A 17,709-nucleotide genomic window follows, 5' to 3' on the forward strand; every position below is an offset into this window, starting at 1 on the left:
TCCAGAGCATTCCCTTCAGTCCAGTATCGGTCGACTCGACGCCGGCTTCGCGATCCTCCTTTACCTCGGTGTCGAACTGTTCCTGGAGACGTCTGGCCACTTCCTCGCTCTCCTTCTCTTCAGCTCTGCGTTTGGCTTCGCGTGCTGCCCGCAATTCCATGGCGCGGCGCCGCTGGCGTTGACGGGCGGTCTCCTTCCGGCGCTTGCGCACGGCGGCCACCGGTTTTGGTGCCGTGCGTTGTTGTGCTTTCGGCTTGGCGGGCCTGGCCAGGCTGGCTGACAGGACGAGCGCTTGCTGCTCGCCGGCATACCCGCCGGTCTGTGCCGCAAGAGCGTCGTCGTTTTCGCCAATGATGTGGACTTTCTGGCGTTGCTTCTGCGGTGAGCGGCTACGCAGAGCTTCAAGCTTGGCGCTGTCGTCCCAGTCGGGACGTCCAGGCCGGCGGTAACCACCAGGACCAGCACCCGGACGGAATCCGGGTCGGCGTGGAGCCGAGGGAGCCGTTGGCCGTGCCACGGGGGGTGTGGCCTGGGGGCCATCGCCTGGTTTGGTGGGTGCTTCGGGACGACGCGGCGGTGCGGCCATCGGCCGGCCGACCGGCTTCTGCAGCTGCATGAGCTCACCGGGCGCCACCGGTTTGCGCATGCCACTGGGCATGCCGGGCCTGCTGGGCGCGCCGGGACGTCCTGGGCGTTGGCCCCCGGTGCTGCTGCCGTCACGACGGATCGGCTTGCCGACTAACTCAAGGGTGTTGCCACTGCGGCCGGCTGGAGCACCGCCCGGTCGCGTTGGTGCACCGGGGCGACCGGCCCGGGTGGGTGCACCAGGACGGGGGGAGCCGGCTGCTCCGGGACGGGTGGGAGCTCCCGGTCGGCTCGGCATGCCTGGTTTTTGCCCCGTGGGTGCGCTGCCGGTTCCGGCTGGGCGTCGCGGTTGTGGCTTGCCAACCAGCTCCGGCCGGGGTGTGGGTCGTGTGGGGCTTCCAGCTTTGACCGGCGCTCCGGGACGCGGTGCGCCCGGGCGGGGTGTCGGAGTCTGGCCCGATGGTCGCGACACGATCTGCGGCCGGCCGGGTTGACCACCCGCCGCAGGTCGCGGGGTTGGTGCAGACGGTCGGGGTGTCGGCCGGGACGGGGCCGGCTTGGCCGCGGCGCTCGGAGCGCTGGGCCGTGGCGGCGGAGAGACCGGCTTCGAGGCCTGAGGTTTACTCACCACCTCGGGTTTGGCGGCAGGTTTGACGGCCGGCTTGGCGGAAACGGGTTTGGGGGTAGGCGTCGTCGCCTGCGGCCGTGGGCTGCTGGGCTTGCTGACGATGGCCGGCTTGCTGGCGGCAGCGGGTTTGGCGGGGGCGGCGGGTTTGGCGGGAGCAGCGGGTTTGACCGGAGCCGATGCTGCCGCGGGAGCCGCGGGGCGAGCCGGAGGACTCTGTGGCTTCGCCACCACCTGGGGCTTCGCGACCGGTTTGCTTGGCGCTGCGGGTTTGGCTGGCGCCGCCGGCTTGGCAGGCGTGACCGCGGCCGGTTTCGCCGGTGCCGGTTTTTGGGGGGCCGCCGGGGCGTCCGCCTTCTTCACCGACAGGATGGCTTTGCCTGCGGCAGGTTTGGCGGGGGCGGCACTGACGGCGCCACCTCCCTTGCCAAGCATTGAACGAATGCGACCAGCCTCGTCATCACTGATGGAGCTGCTGTGGCTTTTCGCTGCAATGGAAAGCTTCTCCGCAGCGTCCAGGACGTCCTTGTTCTCAAGGCCGAGGTCCTTGGACAGCTCGTAAATTCTGACTTTGCCGCTGCTGGTCATTCAGTGGGGATCTCCGGTCGGGCCGGGCACGGTGTGCCTCGGAGGCACCACAACAGTGGCGCCAATGTTTAGTTTGCCTCAGCGGATTCAGCCTTGGTGGAACTGAGTCGCTGTTTCAGCGCCTCCAACACCGCATCGGGCACCTGACAACGCAGGGCTTTCTGCAGGCGTTTACGTTTGCGCGCCTCCTCAAAACAGTCCTCCGTCGGACACAGGTAGGCGGATCGCCCCATGCCTGAGTCGAGAAGGATCCCATCCTTGTGATCTCGGATCACCCGCCAGAACTGGCGGCGATCCAGCAGCTGGCGACAGACCACGCAGCGTCGAAGGATGGGCTTTGGCGTCACCGGGCCACCTCGCCGTCCTCGGAGACCGGGCTGTCCTCGGAGACTTCAGCGTCCGTTGTCTCGGGGGCCAGTTCTTCGGTCGGTTCCTCCGTTGCGTCCTCGGTTGGCTCCTCAGTGGGCTCTTCCGTCAGCTCCGCTGGACCGTCCTCGGCCACGAACTGCTCATCAGTTGTTGCGTCATCCACCTGCTGATCAGCCTCGCCCTCGACGTAGTAGTCCTCTTCGTCTTCGGGTAACGGATACAGCTCCCGCAGGCGGGCATCTTCTTCGGCGCGGGCAGCTTGTTCCACTGCAAGCCGTTCCTCGGCTTCTCGCTGCTGGGCCTCATCCTGTTCCCGCTGGCTGATCAGCTCAGAGACGACGGCATCCTCAGCGGCCTGGTCGTACTCAGTGGAGTTCTTGATGTCGATCTTCCAGCCGGTGAGACGCGCTGCCAGACGGACATTTTGCCCTTCACGGCCGATGGCCAAACTCAGCTGATCGGGTGGAACCAGCACATGGGCGTGCTGCCCAGCCGGATCCACCAGACGGACCATCTCAACCCGCGCAGGGCTCAAAGAGTTGGCGATGTACTGGCCGGGGTCCTGGGACCAGCGGATTACATCGATTTTTTCACCGCGGAGTTCATTCACTACCTGTTGAATGCGCGAACCGCGGGCACCAATGCAGGCACCCACCGGGTCCACTTCCCGTTCGATGCTGTCGACGGCGACTTTCGTCCGTGGGCCGACAGAGCGGGAGGGTGGATTGGCTTCACGGGCCACGGCCACGATCCGCACGGATCCTTCCTGAATTTCGGGGACTTCGTTCTCGAACAGATAGACCACCAGTCCGGCATTCGAGCGGCTCACGAACAACTGGGGTCCGCGACGCGGCACTTCGCTGACTTCCTTGAGGAAGACCTTGAAGGTGGCATTCGCCCGGTAGTTGTCGTTCGGAAGCTGGTCTCGGCGGGGAAGCTCCGCCTCGACTTCCGGTCGACCGAGGCCAGAACTGACGGCCATGATCACGGACTGTCGCTCGAAGCGGATCACCCGGGCGGTGAGGACCGGATCTTCCAGATCAGCGAATTCTTCCTGGATCATCCGGCGTTGCTGATCGCGCAATTTCTGCGCCAACACCTGTTTGGTTGTGGCCGCTGCCATGCGGCCAAAATCCTCTTTCTCTGGAGTCACGTCCAGAACCACCGTGTCGCCGGCTTGGGCGTCATCGGCGACCTGCATCACCTCGGCCAAGGCGATTTGGTGATCTTCGCTCTCGACTTCGTCGACGATGATTTTGCTGGCCAGAACCCGATAACCCTCTTCTTCGAGGTCGAGGCCAACATCAAAATTGCTGAAATAGTCCTCATCGAAGGGATCGTCGTTGATTCCCAGATACAGCGTCTTTCGGTACCTCTCGTAGCCCTTGAGCAGCGCCTCTCTTAGGGCTGCTTCAACAACCTGAGGCGGCAGCTTTTTTTCTTCACTGATGTCATCGATCAGGTTGCTGAGACCGGGAAGAAGAACAAGAGCCATCGGATGGTGTTATCGGAGTTGAAAAGACAGAAAGGGGCAGTTGTTCAGCTGCTTGGGGAGGTGAGTCGCACTTGAATCACCCGATCGCGGGGTAGGCGTTTGATCCGTCCGCGGATGTTGACTTGGAGCTCAGCCTCATCGCGTTCCAGTAACAAGCCCTCCAATCGAGTCTCAACGTCCTTGGCGTCGCGGTACTCAACCTCAATGGGAAAACCACGGAATGTTTGGAAGTCGCGATCGCTGCTGAGAACCTCCCCGATCCCGGGACTACTGATCTCCAGAACATACGCCTCAGGCAGGATGTCGCTGGTTTCCAGCGCATCGCCGAGAACGGAACTGAACCGAGCACAGTCGTCCAAGCTCACATCAGCTCCGCTGCTGTGGCGGATCTGAATTTCCAGTGTGATCGGATTCAGATGGGTGAGCAACTGAAGTCCGCAGATGCTGAAGCCGTTGGCAACGGCAACATCTGCACTGAGGCTCTCAATGTCGGGGAGGAGTGGATGCGGCAAGACGAGGTCAGGTCAGGCATCGGCCCGACCGGCGTTCAGTTGTGACCTGTCTCCCGAAGGAGATGCCCGTCGGACACCTTTTCAATGTAGAGGACCGCCCTACGAGGCTCCCAGGTCGATCGTCGGTGCGTCGGGGAATGCATCACCGAGCTGCTGTGGACCACGCCGATCAGCGTCTTGGTTGATGCAGGCTGTGGTCTGTTCTGTGGTCTTGAGGAACTGGCAGACCCGGCTCCAGAGCTTGCTGCGAGTTCCCGGGGTGCCCTGGCTGAACATGACCGTGTCGGGCCGCCCTGGGCACGATTCGATCTCGACCTGGCAGAGCGGACAGCGCTGGACCTCGGATGGCGTGCTGGATGCGGTCACTGTTGAGGGCCAAAAGTCCGAACGAAACTAGAGGGTTTTGTTCGCACGAGCTGTTGGATTAGTTGCAGCCCTGAACAGAAATTCGATAGCTGAAGCCCGTCGCACCAGCATTTTTATTCGCCCCAACTTTGAAGTTGACCTGCGCCACGGATTGGCCACTCGGTGGGGAGAAGGGGCCGAACTGTGCACCCGTCCCGGTCGGGGGCGCCATCGCCTGGTCCACCACCTTGAGGCTGCTCCCATCGGTGAACTTCAGAAACGCTTCGACCGGGTAGGACCCTGGCTGTGCGTCGGTGGAGTCGGCGGTGAAAAAGAGTTTGAACTGACGATAAGGACGATCGACGACGAAATCGGTGTTCCAGTTGGTGCGTCCCACCGCACTACCGATGAGTCCTTTGGGGCGTTCAACCTGTTTCTTCACGATGTGAGGAGCAGGTCCGTTGCCGTTCCCACCCACAGGCATCAGGAACGTGCAGGCCGCCTGTGCTCCTGTTGGAACCAGTGTCAGCACAGCAAGACCGCTGATGACATTCAAAACAGCCAGGGATCTCATGAGGCCAAATGGGCGTGGGTGAGCGTGTTGGGCTGAGGCGGACCTTCCTCGAAGCGCTCGAGGAGAACCTGAACAGGGATCTGCGTGCCAAAGCGGCATGCGTTGGTCTCGCTTGAGGCCAGCGTGCCGTGTTCCCAGAACTTGTTGCTGCCGTTGCCACCGCCGCAGAGTCCGAAGTATTCGCAGCTGTTGTGACACGTTTCCACACCTGTGGTCATGTCAGCCAGAAGACGGCGGAATTGATCGGTTTCCGTGGATTCCAGCAAAGACAGATCGCGGAGGTTCCCAAGGTTGAAGCTTCCATAACGGTCGCTTGCCACCGACAGCAGTTCCGGGTCGAAGGTGGAGAAGTTGCCCGCTGAATCCACGCTGAGGATGGAGAACGGACGGTTGAGTTCGTTTTGGGCCATCCGCTCATTGCCTTGGATCAGGCTGATCACCTGTTGGAACTCGCGAAGCACCACCGGGTAGCCGTCTTGTTCGCTGAGCCGCCAGAAGGCCCGGAGAAAATCGCGGTATTTGGCCTCCATTTCCTTGCCCTGCATGGAGGAGCTGGTGTGGATGCCTTCCTGTTCTTCAACGTTGAAGCCAACATCGTTGATTCCGTTGTCGCGGAAGAAGCGGTACATCCGTTCCGGCTGCTCCATGGCATCGGCTGTCAGCACTGAGATGCAATGGAAGGGCACATCGTTCCGGTGAAGGGCTTCGATTCCCTTCATGGAAAGAGCATGCGAGCCCTGTCCGTTACGGAATCGCCGATGTGAATCGTGGATGTCTTCTGGGCCATCCACGCTGATCCCTACAACGATGCGGTTGCGTTGGAAGCAGTCACACCACGCGTCGTTAATGAGCGTGGCGTTGGTTTGAACATGCTGGGTGAAGTCGATTCCCTCAGCACCGTGTTCAGCCAGGCTGCGCCGAAGGATCGATGTCGCTTCGTCGTACCAGCGCGTGGGCAGGGTGAGCGGTTCGCCTGCATGCCAGACCAGTGAGAATTCTGGTCCGGCAAAAGGGCTCTCCAGGATCCGCTGCATCAAAAGCGGCAGCAGATCCAGGTCAAACACCCGCTTTTTCTGCCTGTCAGGCAGATAGCAGTAGGAACAATCGAGGTTGCAGAGGGAGGTCGACTGGACGACCACCAGGCCAATGGGCCCGTACCTGTTGAGGTCGGGCCTGGATTGTGGGGTTGTGATCACCAGTTCACGAAGCCGCCGCCACCATTGCGCCAACCGCCACCACCATTGCGCCAGCCGCCGTGATAGCCGCCGTTGCCCCAGGTATTACGGCTGTTGCTCCATTTGTTACCGCCTTTGCCGTTCTTCCATTTACCTGAACCACGGCTGTTGCTGAATTTGTGTCCGCCCCCATTGCCCCATTTGCCTTTGGCGATTAATTCATCGCCCTCTTCGGCTTTGAGCAGCGAGCTCCATTCGGTGTCTTGAACCGCTTTAATGCGCGACTCAATGCTGTTGTTCAGTTGCTCCGGAGCCGTGTAGGCCGAGGTTGCTTCAGCGCTTTGGCAGAGCACGGCGCTGGAGGCGAGCAGTGCTTGAAAAGCGATCAGGGAACGTTTCATATCCAAGGAAGTGAAAAGAATTGGATCAGAGGTTCGTGGGCCAGGGTGCTAGCTGCCTGGGTCGATCGTTGTGGAGATCTCTGCGGTGACGCTCAACATCAGGCCATACAGAGATTTGATGGCCTCCTGGCTCAAGCCGACCGTGCTGCCAGGACCGAGCCAGCGGTTGACCATCTCCCGCGTGCCTGCATCACCATCCATGTAGGCCTGCATCATTTGGCCGATGGCCACATTGGTGGCAGACAGCAATTTGCCGTTGTTCTGGTTCACGATGCAGCCGACCCCAGACCGTCCATAGGGACGGAAGGGCAGCAGAGCACTGGTTTCCGGACGGCTATTCGCTGCGAGCCACAGTGTTCCTCCACCCAGAATCGAAACGTCGCCGTTGTTGTAGGCGGCTAAGGCCTCGGCGGGGGTGTTGAAGCGCTTGAAACTCGCACCCGGAGCCACGCTTTTCAGAACGTTGGCTGATGCGGTGTCACGCACCACGCCCACTGTTTGGCCTTTCAGTGAATCCGGTGTCCCATCCACGGTGGTGTTGCTGGCGGTGAGCAAGCGTGTGCCGCCGATGGCGAATGGAATGCTGTAGCTGAGTTGGGTGGCTCGACCCCAGGTGAAGGCAACCCCGCAAGCGATATCGGCTTTGCCGGTGATCACGGCATTGATGCCGTCTTTGACCGACGATGCAACCCGATAGTCCACCTTGCGGCGGCGGGCTTGGATTCGAATCTGCTCGAGTACATCAACGCCGAACCCTTCGAAGCTTCCACCCGACTTTTGGTAAAGCGGTTTGACTTCTTCGAAGATGACTGCCTTGAGAGTCGTGCTTTGTGCCGAAGCAGCAGGGACCAAGGCGAGGGGGGCTGCCAGGGCAAAGGCGGCTGCCACTGGAGCCAGGGATGCACGCATGCGAAAACAGCGTTTGATGCTCTCTTAGCTGGATTTGAGGGTCCTGACCGTGAGCTTGAAGCTTCACGACCGGATTCCGCTCGATCCGGACCAACCTCACCCATGGGGTTGGATCCGATAAAAAGAGAGCAACGAATGGATCAAGGTGCTGATGTCAGCTCTGCGTCACGTCTTGAATCTGGTGCTGGCACTGGTCGTGCTGATCGGTGTCGGGCCTTCTGCTGATGCTCTGGAGCACAGTTTTGTGGCCCAGGCGGTGCGTCGGGTGGCTCCAGCGGTCGTGCGGATCGATACGGAGCGAACCGTTGAGCGTCAGCCGTTCGATCCCACGCTGATCGATCCCTTGCTTCGTGACTTGCTCGGTGATCCGCCGATGGGGCCAGAGCGGGAGCGCGGCCAAGGTTCCGGAATCGTGATGGATGCCAAGGGATTGGTGCTCACCAATGCCCACGTCGTCGAACGGGTGGAAACGGTCACGGTCACCTTGGCGGATGGTGATCAATGCGATGGAACCGTCGTCGGTGTCGACCCCGTCACGGATCTGGCCTTGGTCCGCCTCAAGGGGAGGAGCCTTCCCCCCCCAGCTCCCCTCGGAGATTCAGAGGCACTGGAGGTCGGTGACTGGGCGATTGCGCTAGGGACACCCTTCGGCCTCGAACGCACGGTGACCCTCGGCATCGTCAGCAGCCTGCACCGCAACATCAACAGTCTTGGTTTTTCCGATAAGCGGCTGGATCTCATCCAGACCGACGCAGCGATCAATCCCGGCAATTCAGGCGGTCCGCTCGTGAATGGAGATGGTGATGTGATCGGAATCAACACCTTGGTCCGTTCTGGTCCAGGCGCCGGCCTTGGCTTTGCCATCCCGATCAATCTGGCCCGTGGTGTGGCCGATCAACTCCTGGCGGACGGCGAAGTGGTGCATCCCTACATCGGCTTACAGCTGGTTCCTCTCACCGCGAAGATCGCCCGCGAGCACAATCGTGATCCCAATGCCTTGCTGCAGCTGCCTGAGCGCAGCGGTGCCCTGGTTCAGAGTGTTCTTGAGGGCAGCCCTGCCGAAGCGGCTGGTCTGCGCCGCGGGGATCTCGTGATCGAAGCCGGGGAGCAACCGGTCAAAGATCCTCAAGCCCTGCTCGCTCAGGTCGAGGCGTCCGCCCTTGGCGATGCACTCAAGTTGAAGGTGCTGCGTCAAGGCGATGAGCGGGAGCTTTCGGTTCGTCCAGCGGCTCTGCCTGGGGTGGGCTGAAAGTCTTGCTACGGTCGCGCCCATCTTCAATTCGTCCCCAGTGGATCTCCAGACCCAGATGAAGCAGGCCGTGGCGGATGCCGCGGTCGAGCAGATCAAAGACGGGATGGTTCTCGGCCTGGGCTCTGGTTCCACGGCAGCCCTCATGATCGAAGCCCTGGGCGCCAAGCTCGCCTCAGGTGCTCTGAAGGACATCGTGGGTGTGACCACCTCCTTCCAGGGCGAAGTTCTGGCCTCTCAGCTGAACATTCCTCTGCTCAGTTTGAATGCAGTTGAGCGCATTGATCTGGCGATTGATGGCGCCGATGAAGTGGACCCTGGCTTCCAGCTGATCAAGGGAGGCGGTGCTTGCCATGTGCAGGAAAAGCTTGTGGCGGCCCGCGCTGAGCGATTTGTTGTGGTCGTCGATTCGACCAAACTGGTCGATCGACTCAACCTGGGTTTTCTCCTCCCAGTGGAAGTTCTTCCCGGTGCTTGGCGTCAGGTGCAGGCACAGCTGGCTGAGCTGGGTGGTGTTGCGGAACTGCGCATGGCCCAACGCAAGGCCGGCCCGGTGGTGACGGACCAGGGCAATCTTGTGCTCGACGTCAAGATGAACGGGGGGATTCAGGATCCCGCTGCTCTGGAGCGCACCATCAACAACATTCCCGGCGTTTTGGAGAATGGTCTGTTCGTGAATCTCACCGATGAGGTCCTCGTCGGTGAGATTAAAGATGGTGTAGCGGGTGCGCGCAGCCTCGAGCGCGTCAGCTGAGGCGTAGACGGACGGACTCCGCATGGCTGTGGAGTCCTTCGCTTCTGGCCAGTTCACGCACAGCTGACCCCGTGGCATCCAGGGCCGCTTTGTTGAAGCTGATCATTGAGGTGTGGCGCATGAAGGTCTCCACACTCAAGGCTCCACTGAAACGGGCTGAGCCACAGGTCGGCAGGGTGTGATTCGGCCCCGCGAGGTAGTCGCCGACCGCTTCCGGGGTCCAGCCACCAATGAAGATCGCACCGGCATTTTGAATGCGATCCGCCAGTGCCTCAGGTCGGTCCACCAGGAGCTCGAGATGCTCTGGGGCGAATCGGTCACTCAATGTGGCGCATTGTTCGAGGTCATTGCAGAGGACCACGAGCCCCCAATTCGAGAGGGATGCCTCGCAAATTTGGCGCCTGGGATGCCCCTCGAGTTGTTGTGCCAGTTCGACACCAACTCGCTCGGCCAGCTCCGCACTTGTGGTGAGAAGGACCGCCGCCGCCAATGGATCGTGTTCCGCCTGCGCGAGCAGATCGGCCGCCACATGGCCGGGGTTGGCGCTCTGATCGGCAATCACCAGCACTTCGCTCGGTCCGGCGAGCGAATCGATTCCCACCTCTCCGTAGACGGCTTGTTTGGCCAGGGTGACGTAAATGTTCCCTGGGCCACTGATGACATCGACTTTCGGCACGCTGGCTGTGCCGTAAGCCATCGCGGCGATGGCCTGGGCTCCGCCGATGCGCAGCACGGTATGGATTCCGGCCAGATGGGCTGCGGCGAGCACCACTGGATTGACCGCACCGTCAGCACCGGCGGGGGAGGCGATCACGATTTCATCCACCCCCGCGACCCGTGCGGGCACCGCATTCATCAGCACGGTGCTGGGATACGCCGCACGTCCTCCGGGGACATACAGACCTGCGCGTTTGACGGGTCTCCAGCGCCTGCCGAGCCGTTCGCCATGGACACCCTTCATCTCCAGGTCGCTGGGGCGCTGACGTTGGTGGAAGTCGTGAATCCGGCGGTGGGCGAGTTCGAGCGCGTCGCGCAGGTCTTTCGAAAGCTCAGTCCAAGCGCGTTCGAGGGCGTCCTCCTTGATGGCGATCGGATCTGGCAAGAACCCATCGAAACGCTGGGTGTAGTCGCAGACGGCGGCATCACCTCTCTGGCGCACGTCATCGAGGATGGCGTCAACCCGTTGGCGGGCCTCGCGCTGTTGCTCGTTGACCGTGCGGCTCGCTAGATGATCGAGCTGCTCCTCAGCTTGGCGATGGTCCCGAATGCATCGGATCGGGAAGGCCGCTGGCTGGATTGATTCCGCTGATCGGCTCTCGGGCAAGGAGCTGCAAGGGGAGTTCAACCCTCAAGCTAAGGCCCTCCCTCAAGGCTTGAGGTCAAGGAGTATTGTCTTGGATTGTTCGTGTTGTTTTCGCCTAAGTGGCCAATAACAAGTCGTCGAAGAAGCGTGTTGAGATTGCCGAGCGCAACCGTCTGCGCAATCGCACCTACAAGTCGTCGCTGCGCACGCTGATGAAGCGCTGCTTCAACGCTTGTGACGCCTACACGGCAAAGCCCGGCGACGATGCCAAGGCGAGTGTCCAGGAATCCATCAGCGCCGCATTCAGCCGGATCGACAAAGCGGTCAAAGTCGGCGTTCTTCATCGCAACAACGGTGCCAACCAGAAGGCCCGTCTGAGTGCGGCAGTGCGCAAAGTGCTCGAGCCCTCCAGCTGAACCTGGAACCGGCAGAATGGGTCCGAAGGCGCGTTTCGGACCCGTTGACCACACTGCCGACTCTGATCGATAGCCACTGCCACATCGTCTTCAGGAACTTCGATGAGGACCTGGATGAGGTGGCCTCCCGATGGCGTGAGGCGGGTGTTCAGGCTTTGTTGCATGCCTGTGTGGAACCCTCGGAGATTCCCGCCATCCGTGCGTTGGCTGACCGCTTCCCTGAAATGCGGTATTCCGTTGGCGTGCATCCGCTCGACACCGAGCACTGGAATGACGACACCGTGTCGGTTCTCCGGCGTGCTGCCTTGGACGACGACCGTGTTGTGGCGATCGGTGAGCTCGGCCTGGACCTTTTCCGCGACAAAAACTTGGCTGATCAGCTAGCGGTTCTGCGACCGCAGTTGGATCTGGCGGTTGAACTCGGCTTGCCGATCATTGTCCACTGCCGCGATGCTGCGGCTCCGATGTTGGACGAATTGCAGGCGCGTCATGCCGATGGTCGTTGTCCCTCTGGGGTGATGCATTGCTGGGGCGGGACGCCGGAGGAGATGTCAGCGTTTCTGGAGCTCGGCTTCTACATCAGCTTCAGCGGAACGGTGACCTTCCCAAAAGCAAGCGCAACCCACGATTGCGCTCGCCTTGTGCCCGAGGATCGCTTTCTGGTCGAGACCGATTGCCCGTTCTTGGCGCCTGTGCCACGGCGCGGTAAACGCAATGAACCAGCCTTTGTCGCCTCTGTTGCGGCCCGCGTCGCTGAGCTCCGGGGCATGGACCTCGAGGCTGTGGCCCTCAGCAGTACCGCCAATGCCAGGCGTTTGTTCCGTCTTCCCTGAGCTCAAGCACGAATGTGGGCAGACGTCCAGCCAAGATGTAAGATGTTGTATTGGCCTGCCCATCCAATTGCTTTTTCAGTTGGTTGGGGCCCGAAGCATCCATTCCCTTCAGGTGCAATTGTCGACGTCAGCTGATCTGGCCCGAGATTTTTGAGCCCGCGTGCGGTGCTGCTGCTCCTCGTTGAGGGGCGGCGGCCGCCGCTTTTGCTGGCTTGGATCTCGACTGTCTGTCTGTCTGCCGTCTTCCATTCACAGGCCTCTTTGTTCCTTTCGTCCTCTCTGCCGGTCCCCGCATGAGCAGCAGCGCGATTCAGGTCGCCAAGACCGCCACTTATCTTCCCGATCTTGTGGAGGTTCAGCGGGCAAGCTTCAAGTGGTTTCTGGATAAAGGCCTGATCGAGGAGCTGGAAAGCTTTTCCCCGATCACCGATTACACGGGCAAGCTTGAGCTGCACTTCATCGGCAGCGAGTACCGGTTGAAGCGTCCTCGCCACGATGTGGAAGAGGCGAAGCGTCGTGATGCGACTTTCGCGTCGCAGATGTATGTCACCTGCCGCCTGGTCAATAAGGAAACGGGTGAGATCAAGGAGCAGGAGGTCTTTATTGGTGAACTCCCACTGATGACTGAACGTGGAACGTTCATCATCAATGGCGCCGAGCGAGTCATTGTCAATCAGATCGTTCGCAGCCCTGGGGTTTACTTCAAAGATGAGCAAGATAAGAACGGTCGTCGTACCTACAACGCCAGCGTTATCCCCAACCGAGGCGCTTGGCTGAAGTTTGAAACTGATAAAAACAGTCTCCTACACGTCCGTGTTGATAAAACTCGGAAAATCAATGCCCACGTTTTGATGCGGGCGATGGGGTTGTCAGACAACGATGTTGTCGACAAACTCCGCCATCCCGAATTTTATAAAAAGTCAATTGATGCCGCCAATGATGAGGGCATCAGTTCTGAAGACCAGGCTCTGCTTGAGCTCTATAAAAAGTTGCGTCCGGGCGAGCCGCCTTCGGTGAGTGGTGGTCAACAGCTGCTGCAAACCCGCTTCTTTGATCCCAAGCGCTACGACCTCGGTCGGGTGGGTCGCTACAAGATCAACAAGAAGCTGCGTCTCACCATTCCCGACACGGTGCGCACCCTCACCCACGAGGACGTGCTCTCCACGCTCGATTACCTGATCAACCTTGAGCTTGATGTTGGTGGCGCCAGCCTCGATGACATCGACCACCTCGGCAACCGTCGTGTGCGGTCCGTGGGCGAACTTCTTCAGAACCAGGTTCGCGTTGGTCTGAACCGTCTGGAGCGGATCATCAAAGAGCGGATGACGGTTGGCGAGACCGATTCGCTGACGCCGGCTCAGTTGGTGAACCCCAAGCCGCTCGTGGCTGCGATTAAGGAGTTCTTCGGCTCCAGCCAGCTCAGTCAGTTCATGGACCAGACCAATCCTCTGGCGGAGCTGACCCACAAGCGCCGGATCTCTGCCCTTGGACCTGGCGGTCTGACCCGTGAGCGCGCCGGTTTTGCGGTCCGAGACATTCACCCCTCCCACTACGGCCGTCTCTGCCCAATCGAGACGCCGGAAGGCCCGAATGCTGGTCTGATCAACTCCCTGGCCACCCACGCCCGCGTTAATGAGTACGGCTTCATCGAGACGCCGTTCTGGAAGGTGGAAGACGGCATCGTTCTCAAAGAGGGCGATCCGATCTATCTCTCCGCTGACCGTGAGGACGAGTGCCGTGTCGCTCCCGGTGATGTGGCGACCGGATCCGATGGTCGGATCAGTTCCGATCTGATCCCTGTGCGCTACCGCCAGGATTTCGAGAAGGTTCCCCCCGAGCAGGTCGATTACGTCGCCCTGTCTCCGGTGCAGGTGATCTCCGTGGCCACCTCGTTGATTCCTTTCCTGGAGCACGACGACGCCAACCGCGCCCTGATGGGCTCGAACATGCAGCGTCAGGCTGTGCCATTGCTCCGCCCCGAGCGTGCCCTTGTTGGCACCGGTCTGGAGACCCAGGTGGCTCGCGACTCCGGCATGGTCCCGATCTCACGGGTCAATGGCACGGTCACGTTTGTGGATGCCACCGCCATCGTTGTTCAGGACGAGGACGGTCATGAGCACACGCATTTCCTGCAGAAGTACCAACGCTCAAACCAGGACACCTGCCTGAACCAGCGCCCGATCGTGCGTTGTGGGGATCAGGTGATTGTTGGTCAGGTTCTTGCCGATGGATCAGCCTGCGAAGGAGGTGAGATTGCCCTTGGTCAGAACGTTCTGATCGCTTACATGCCCTGGGAGGGTTACAACTACGAGGATGCTCTGCTGGTCAGCGAGCGGCTGGTGACGGACGATCTGTACACCTCGGTCCACATCGAGAAGTACGAGATCGAAGCCCGTCAGACCAAGCTCGGACCGGAGGAGATCACCCGAGAGATCCCCAACGTCGCGGAGGAAAGCCTCGGCAACCTCGACGAAATGGGCATCATCCGCGTCGGTGCCTTCGTGGAAAGCGGCGACATTCTTGTGGGCAAGGTCACCCCCAAGGGTGAGTCCGACCAGCCCCCTGAAGAGAAGTTGCTGCGCGCCATCTTTGGCGAGAAAGCCCGCGATGTGCGTGACAACTCCCTGCGGGTCCCCGGCACCGAGCGTGGTCGTGTGGTCGACGTGCGGATCTACACCCGTGAACAGGGTGATGAGCTTCCGCCTGGCGCCAACATGGTGGTGCGCGTCTACGTGGCCCAGCGTCGCAAGATTCAGGTCGGCGACAAGATGGCCGGCCGCCACGGCAACAAGGGAATCATCAGCCGCATTCTTCCGCGGGAAGACATGCCTTACCTGCCCGACGGAACCCCCGTGGACATCGTGCTCAACCCCCTGGGTGTGCCGAGCCGGATGAACGTGGGTCAGGTGTTCGAGTTGTTGATGGGTTGGGCTGCCTCCAACCTCAACTGCCGCGTCAAGGTGGTGCCGTTCGATGAAATGCACGGTGCCGAAAAGTCGCAGCAGACCGTGGAAACTTTCCTCAAGGAAGCGGCCAAGCAGCCCGGCATGAGCTGGGTGTACAACCCCGACGACCCCGGCAAGCTTCAGCTCAAGGACGGTCGCACCGGTGAAGCGTTTGACCAGCCGGTGGCCGTGGGTTACTCCCACTTCCTCAAACTGGTCCACCTGGTGGATGACAAGATCCACGCCCGCTCCACGGGTCCTTACTCCCTGGTCACGCAGCAGCCCCTGGGCGGTAAGGCTCAGCAAGGCGGTCAGCGTTTGGGTGAGATGGAAGTGTGGGCACTCGAGGCCTACGGCGCGGCCTACACCCTGCAGGAATTGCTCACGGTCAAGTCCGACGACATGCAAGGGCGCAACGAGGCGCTCAACGCCATCGTCAAGGGCAAGCCGATCCCACGTCCAGGCACGCCGGAATCCTTCAAGGTGCTGATGCGCGAACTGCAGTCCCTGGGTCTGGATATCGCGGTTTACACCGATGAGGGCAAGGAAGTGGACCTGATGCAAGACGTCAATCCACGACGCAGCACCCCGAGCCGGCCCACGTATGAATCCCTCGGCGTTGCGGATTACGACGAGGACTGACGGACCAACGAACGAACTGACAACCCGCTCCTCCTTCCATAACCGTCAATGACCAACAGCAACCTCCGCACCGAGAACCACTTCGATTACGTCAAGATCACCCTCGCGTCACCCGATCGGGTGATGGAGTGGGGTCAACGCACCCTTCCCAACGGCCAGGTGGTCGGTGAGGTCACCAAGCCGGAGACCATCAACTACCGAACCCTGAAGCCCGAGATGGACGGGCTCTTCTGCGAGAAGATCTTTGGCCCCTCCAAGGACTGGGAGTGCCACTGCGGCAAGTACAAGCGTGTGCGTCACCGCGGCATCGTCTGCGAACGTTGTGGTGTGGAGGTCACCGAAAGCCGCGTGCGTCGTCACCGGATGGGCTTCATCAAGCTGGCAGCCCCGGTCTCCCACGTTTGGTATCTCAAAGGAATCCCCAGCTACGTGGCCATCCTGCTGGACATGCCGCTGCGCGATGTCGAGCAGATCGTTTACTTCAACTGCTATGTCGTCCTGGATCCCGGCGATCACAAGGACCTCAAGTACAAGCAGCTGCTGACCGAAGACGAGTGGCTGGAGATCGAAGATGAGATCTACGCCGAAGATTCGGAGATCGAAAATGAGCCCGTGGTGGGCATCGGTGCCGAGGCTCTGAAGCAGCTGCTGGAAGACCTCACCTTGAAGGAGGTTGCGGAGCAGCTCCGTGAGGAGATCAACGGCAGCAAGGGTCAGAAACGCGCCAAGTTGATCAAGCGCCTGCGCGTGATCGACAACTTCATCGCCACCGAAGCCCGTCCGGAGTGGATGGTGCTGGATGTGATCCCGGTGATTCCCCCCGACCTGCGCCCAATGGTGCAGCTCGATGGTGGTCGTTTTGCCACCTCTGACCTCAACGATCTCTATCGCCGGGTCATCAACCGCAACAACCGACTGGCGCGTCTTCAGGAAATCCTGGCGCCGGAAATCATCGTCCGCAATGAAAAGCGGATGTTGCAGGAAGCAGTCGATGCACTGATCGACAACGGACGTCGCGGCCGCACGGTCGTGGGTGCCAACAACCGCCCGCTGAAGTCACTCAGCGACATCATTGAAGGCAAGCAGGGCCGCTTCCGTCAGAACCTGCTCGGTAAGCGTGTCGACTATTCCGGTCGTTCCGTGATCGTGGTCGGCCCCAAGCTGAAAATGCACCAGTGCGGTCTGCCCAAGGAAATGGCGATCGAGCTGTTTCAGCCGTTCGTGATCCATCGTCTGATTCGTCAGAACATCGTCAACAACATCAAGGCGGCCAAGAAACTCATCCAGCGGGCCGATGATGAGGTGATGCAGGTGCTGCAGGAGGTGATCGATGGTCACCCGATCATGCTGAACCGGGCACCAACGCTTCACCGTCTCGGCATCCAGGCGTTTGAGCCGAAGCTGGTTGATGGCCGCGCGATCCAACTCCACCCCCTGGTCTGTCCGGCGTTCAACGCTGACTTCGACGGTGACCAGATGGCTGTTCACGTGCCTCTGGCGATCGAGGCTCAGACCGAAGCCCGCATGCTGATGCTGGCGAGCAACAACATCCTGTCGCCTGCAACCGGTGAGCCCATCATCACCCCGTCCCAGGACATGGTGCTTGGTTCCTACTACCTCACGGCTCTGCAGCCGGATGCTGTTCAGCCTGACTTTGGCGACCGCAGCAAAACCTACGCCGGGCTCGAGGATGTGATCCAGGCCTTTGATGACAACCGGATTGGTTTGCATGACTGGGTCTGGGTCCGATTCAACGGTGAAGTTGAAGACAACGACGAACTGCAGGAGCCCGCGAAGGCTGAAACCCTGAGCGATGGCACCCGTGTGGAGCAGTGGACGTACCGCCGCGACCGCTTTGACGAGGAAGGCGCACTGATCAGCCGCTACATCCTCACAACCGTGGGCCGTGTGGTGATGAACCACACCATCATCGATGCGGTGGCCGCCGCCTGAATCACGTCTGAACGTCCGTCCTTATTTCCTCTGATC

Annotated in this window: 16 protein-coding genes; 6 read left to right on the forward strand and 10 right to left on the reverse strand. The window is 60.7% G+C overall.

What is annotated here, in order from left to right; all coding sequences use genetic code 11:
• The 9 genes from ACGVKB_RS08085 to grrP all read right to left on the reverse strand — a co-directional run.
• A partial coding sequence (locus ACGVKB_RS08085) for a translation initiation factor IF-2 N-terminal domain-containing protein (RefSeq protein ID WP_392350927.1) occupies positions 1–1,798 on the reverse strand: 1,798 nt, incomplete at its 3' end.
• 68 nt (positions 1,799–1,866) lie between these two features.
• Positions 1,867–2,145, reverse strand: coding sequence for a YlxR family protein (locus ACGVKB_RS08090; RefSeq protein ID WP_392350929.1), 279 nt, complete (start codon positions 2,143–2,145; stop codon positions 1,867–1,869).
• A complete protein-coding gene (gene nusA, locus ACGVKB_RS08095) occupies positions 2,142–3,662 on the reverse strand; it encodes a transcription termination factor NusA (RefSeq protein ID WP_392350931.1) in 1,521 nt (506 codons plus the stop codon). The genes ACGVKB_RS08090 and nusA overlap by 4 nt, the downstream gene beginning before the upstream one ends.
• A gap of 44 nt (positions 3,663–3,706) precedes the next feature.
• The gene (gene rimP, locus ACGVKB_RS08100; RefSeq protein ID WP_392350933.1) at positions 3,707–4,174 is read right to left on the reverse strand and encodes a ribosome maturation factor RimP; all 468 of its coding nucleotides are present in this window, start codon (positions 4,172–4,174) and stop codon (positions 3,707–3,709) included.
• 99 nt (positions 4,175–4,273) lie between these two features.
• Positions 4,274–4,540 carry a hypothetical protein gene (locus ACGVKB_RS08105; protein WP_392350935.1) on the reverse strand — a complete coding sequence of 89 codons (267 nt, stop codon included), beginning with the start codon at positions 4,538–4,540 and terminating at the stop codon, positions 4,274–4,276.
• A 58-nt stretch (positions 4,541–4,598) separates the two neighbouring features.
• Complete coding sequence (locus ACGVKB_RS08110) at positions 4,599–5,093, reverse strand: hypothetical protein (RefSeq protein WP_392350937.1); 495 nt, start codon at positions 5,091–5,093, stop codon at positions 4,599–4,601.
• Positions 5,090–6,289, reverse strand: a complete 1,200-nt coding sequence (grrM, locus tag ACGVKB_RS08115) for a cyclophane-forming radical SAM/SPASM peptide maturase GrrM/OscB (RefSeq protein WP_392350939.1) — start codon at positions 6,287–6,289, stop codon at positions 5,090–5,092. The genes ACGVKB_RS08110 and grrM overlap by 4 nt, the downstream gene beginning before the upstream one ends.
• Positions 6,286–6,669 (reverse strand): GrrA/OscA1 family cyclophane-containing rSAM-modified RiPP, encoded by a 384-nt coding sequence (gene grrA, locus ACGVKB_RS08120; RefSeq protein ID WP_392350941.1) that lies wholly within the window; start codon positions 6,667–6,669, stop codon positions 6,286–6,288. Before grrA ends, grrM begins: the two co-directional genes overlap by 4 nt.
• A gap of 48 nt (positions 6,670–6,717) precedes the next feature.
• Positions 6,718–7,578 carry an extracellular substrate binding-like orphan protein GrrP gene (gene grrP / locus ACGVKB_RS08125; RefSeq protein ID WP_392350943.1) on the reverse strand — a complete coding sequence of 287 codons (861 nt, stop codon included), beginning with the start codon at positions 7,576–7,578 and terminating at the stop codon, positions 6,718–6,720.
• A 151-nt stretch (positions 7,579–7,729) separates the two neighbouring features.
• On the opposite strand from grrP, the gene ACGVKB_RS08130 reads away from it, so the two are divergent.
• Both ACGVKB_RS08130 and rpiA read left to right on the forward strand, forming a co-directional pair.
• Positions 7,730–8,827, forward strand: coding sequence for a trypsin-like peptidase domain-containing protein (locus ACGVKB_RS08130; protein WP_392350945.1), 1,098 nt, complete (start codon positions 7,730–7,732; stop codon positions 8,825–8,827).
• Positions 8,828–8,885: 58 nt separating this feature from the next.
• Positions 8,886–9,581: a ribose-5-phosphate isomerase RpiA gene (rpiA, locus tag ACGVKB_RS08135; protein WP_392350974.1), complete on the forward strand. Its 696-nt coding sequence runs from the start codon at positions 8,886–8,888 to the stop codon at positions 9,579–9,581.
• Here the strand turns inward: rpiA and hisD are convergent.
• The gene (hisD, locus tag ACGVKB_RS08140) at positions 9,574–10,905 is read right to left on the reverse strand and encodes a histidinol dehydrogenase (protein ID WP_392350947.1); all 1,332 of its coding nucleotides are present in this window, start codon (positions 10,903–10,905) and stop codon (positions 9,574–9,576) included. The genes rpiA and hisD overlap by 8 nt on opposite strands.
• Positions 10,906–11,003: 98 nt before the next feature.
• Between hisD and rpsT the strand changes: the two genes are divergently transcribed.
• The 4 genes from rpsT (at position 11,004) to ACGVKB_RS08160 (ending at position 17,673) form a co-directional block, all read left to right on the forward strand.
• Positions 11,004–11,300, forward strand: coding sequence for a 30S ribosomal protein S20 (gene rpsT / locus ACGVKB_RS08145; RefSeq protein ID WP_392350949.1), 297 nt, complete (start codon positions 11,004–11,006; stop codon positions 11,298–11,300).
• 44 nt (positions 11,301–11,344) lie between these two features.
• Positions 11,345–12,133 carry a TatD family hydrolase gene (locus ACGVKB_RS08150; RefSeq protein ID WP_392350951.1) on the forward strand — a complete coding sequence of 263 codons (789 nt, stop codon included), beginning with the start codon at positions 11,345–11,347 and terminating at the stop codon, positions 12,131–12,133.
• A 293-nt stretch (positions 12,134–12,426) separates the two neighbouring features.
• Positions 12,427–15,720 (forward strand): DNA-directed RNA polymerase subunit beta, encoded by a 3,294-nt coding sequence (gene rpoB, locus ACGVKB_RS08155; protein WP_392350953.1) that lies wholly within the window; start codon positions 12,427–12,429, stop codon positions 15,718–15,720.
• A gap of 48 nt (positions 15,721–15,768) precedes the next feature.
• Entirely contained in the window at positions 15,769–17,673 is a 1,905-nt protein-coding gene (locus tag ACGVKB_RS08160; protein WP_392350954.1) for a DNA-directed RNA polymerase subunit gamma, read from the forward strand.
• Positions 17,674–17,709: the final 36 nt, after the last annotated feature.

This window comes from Parasynechococcus sp. (assembly GCF_042954325.1).
In the GTDB taxonomy this organism is placed as follows: Bacteria; Cyanobacteriota; Cyanobacteriia; order PCC-6307; family Cyanobiaceae; genus Parasynechococcus.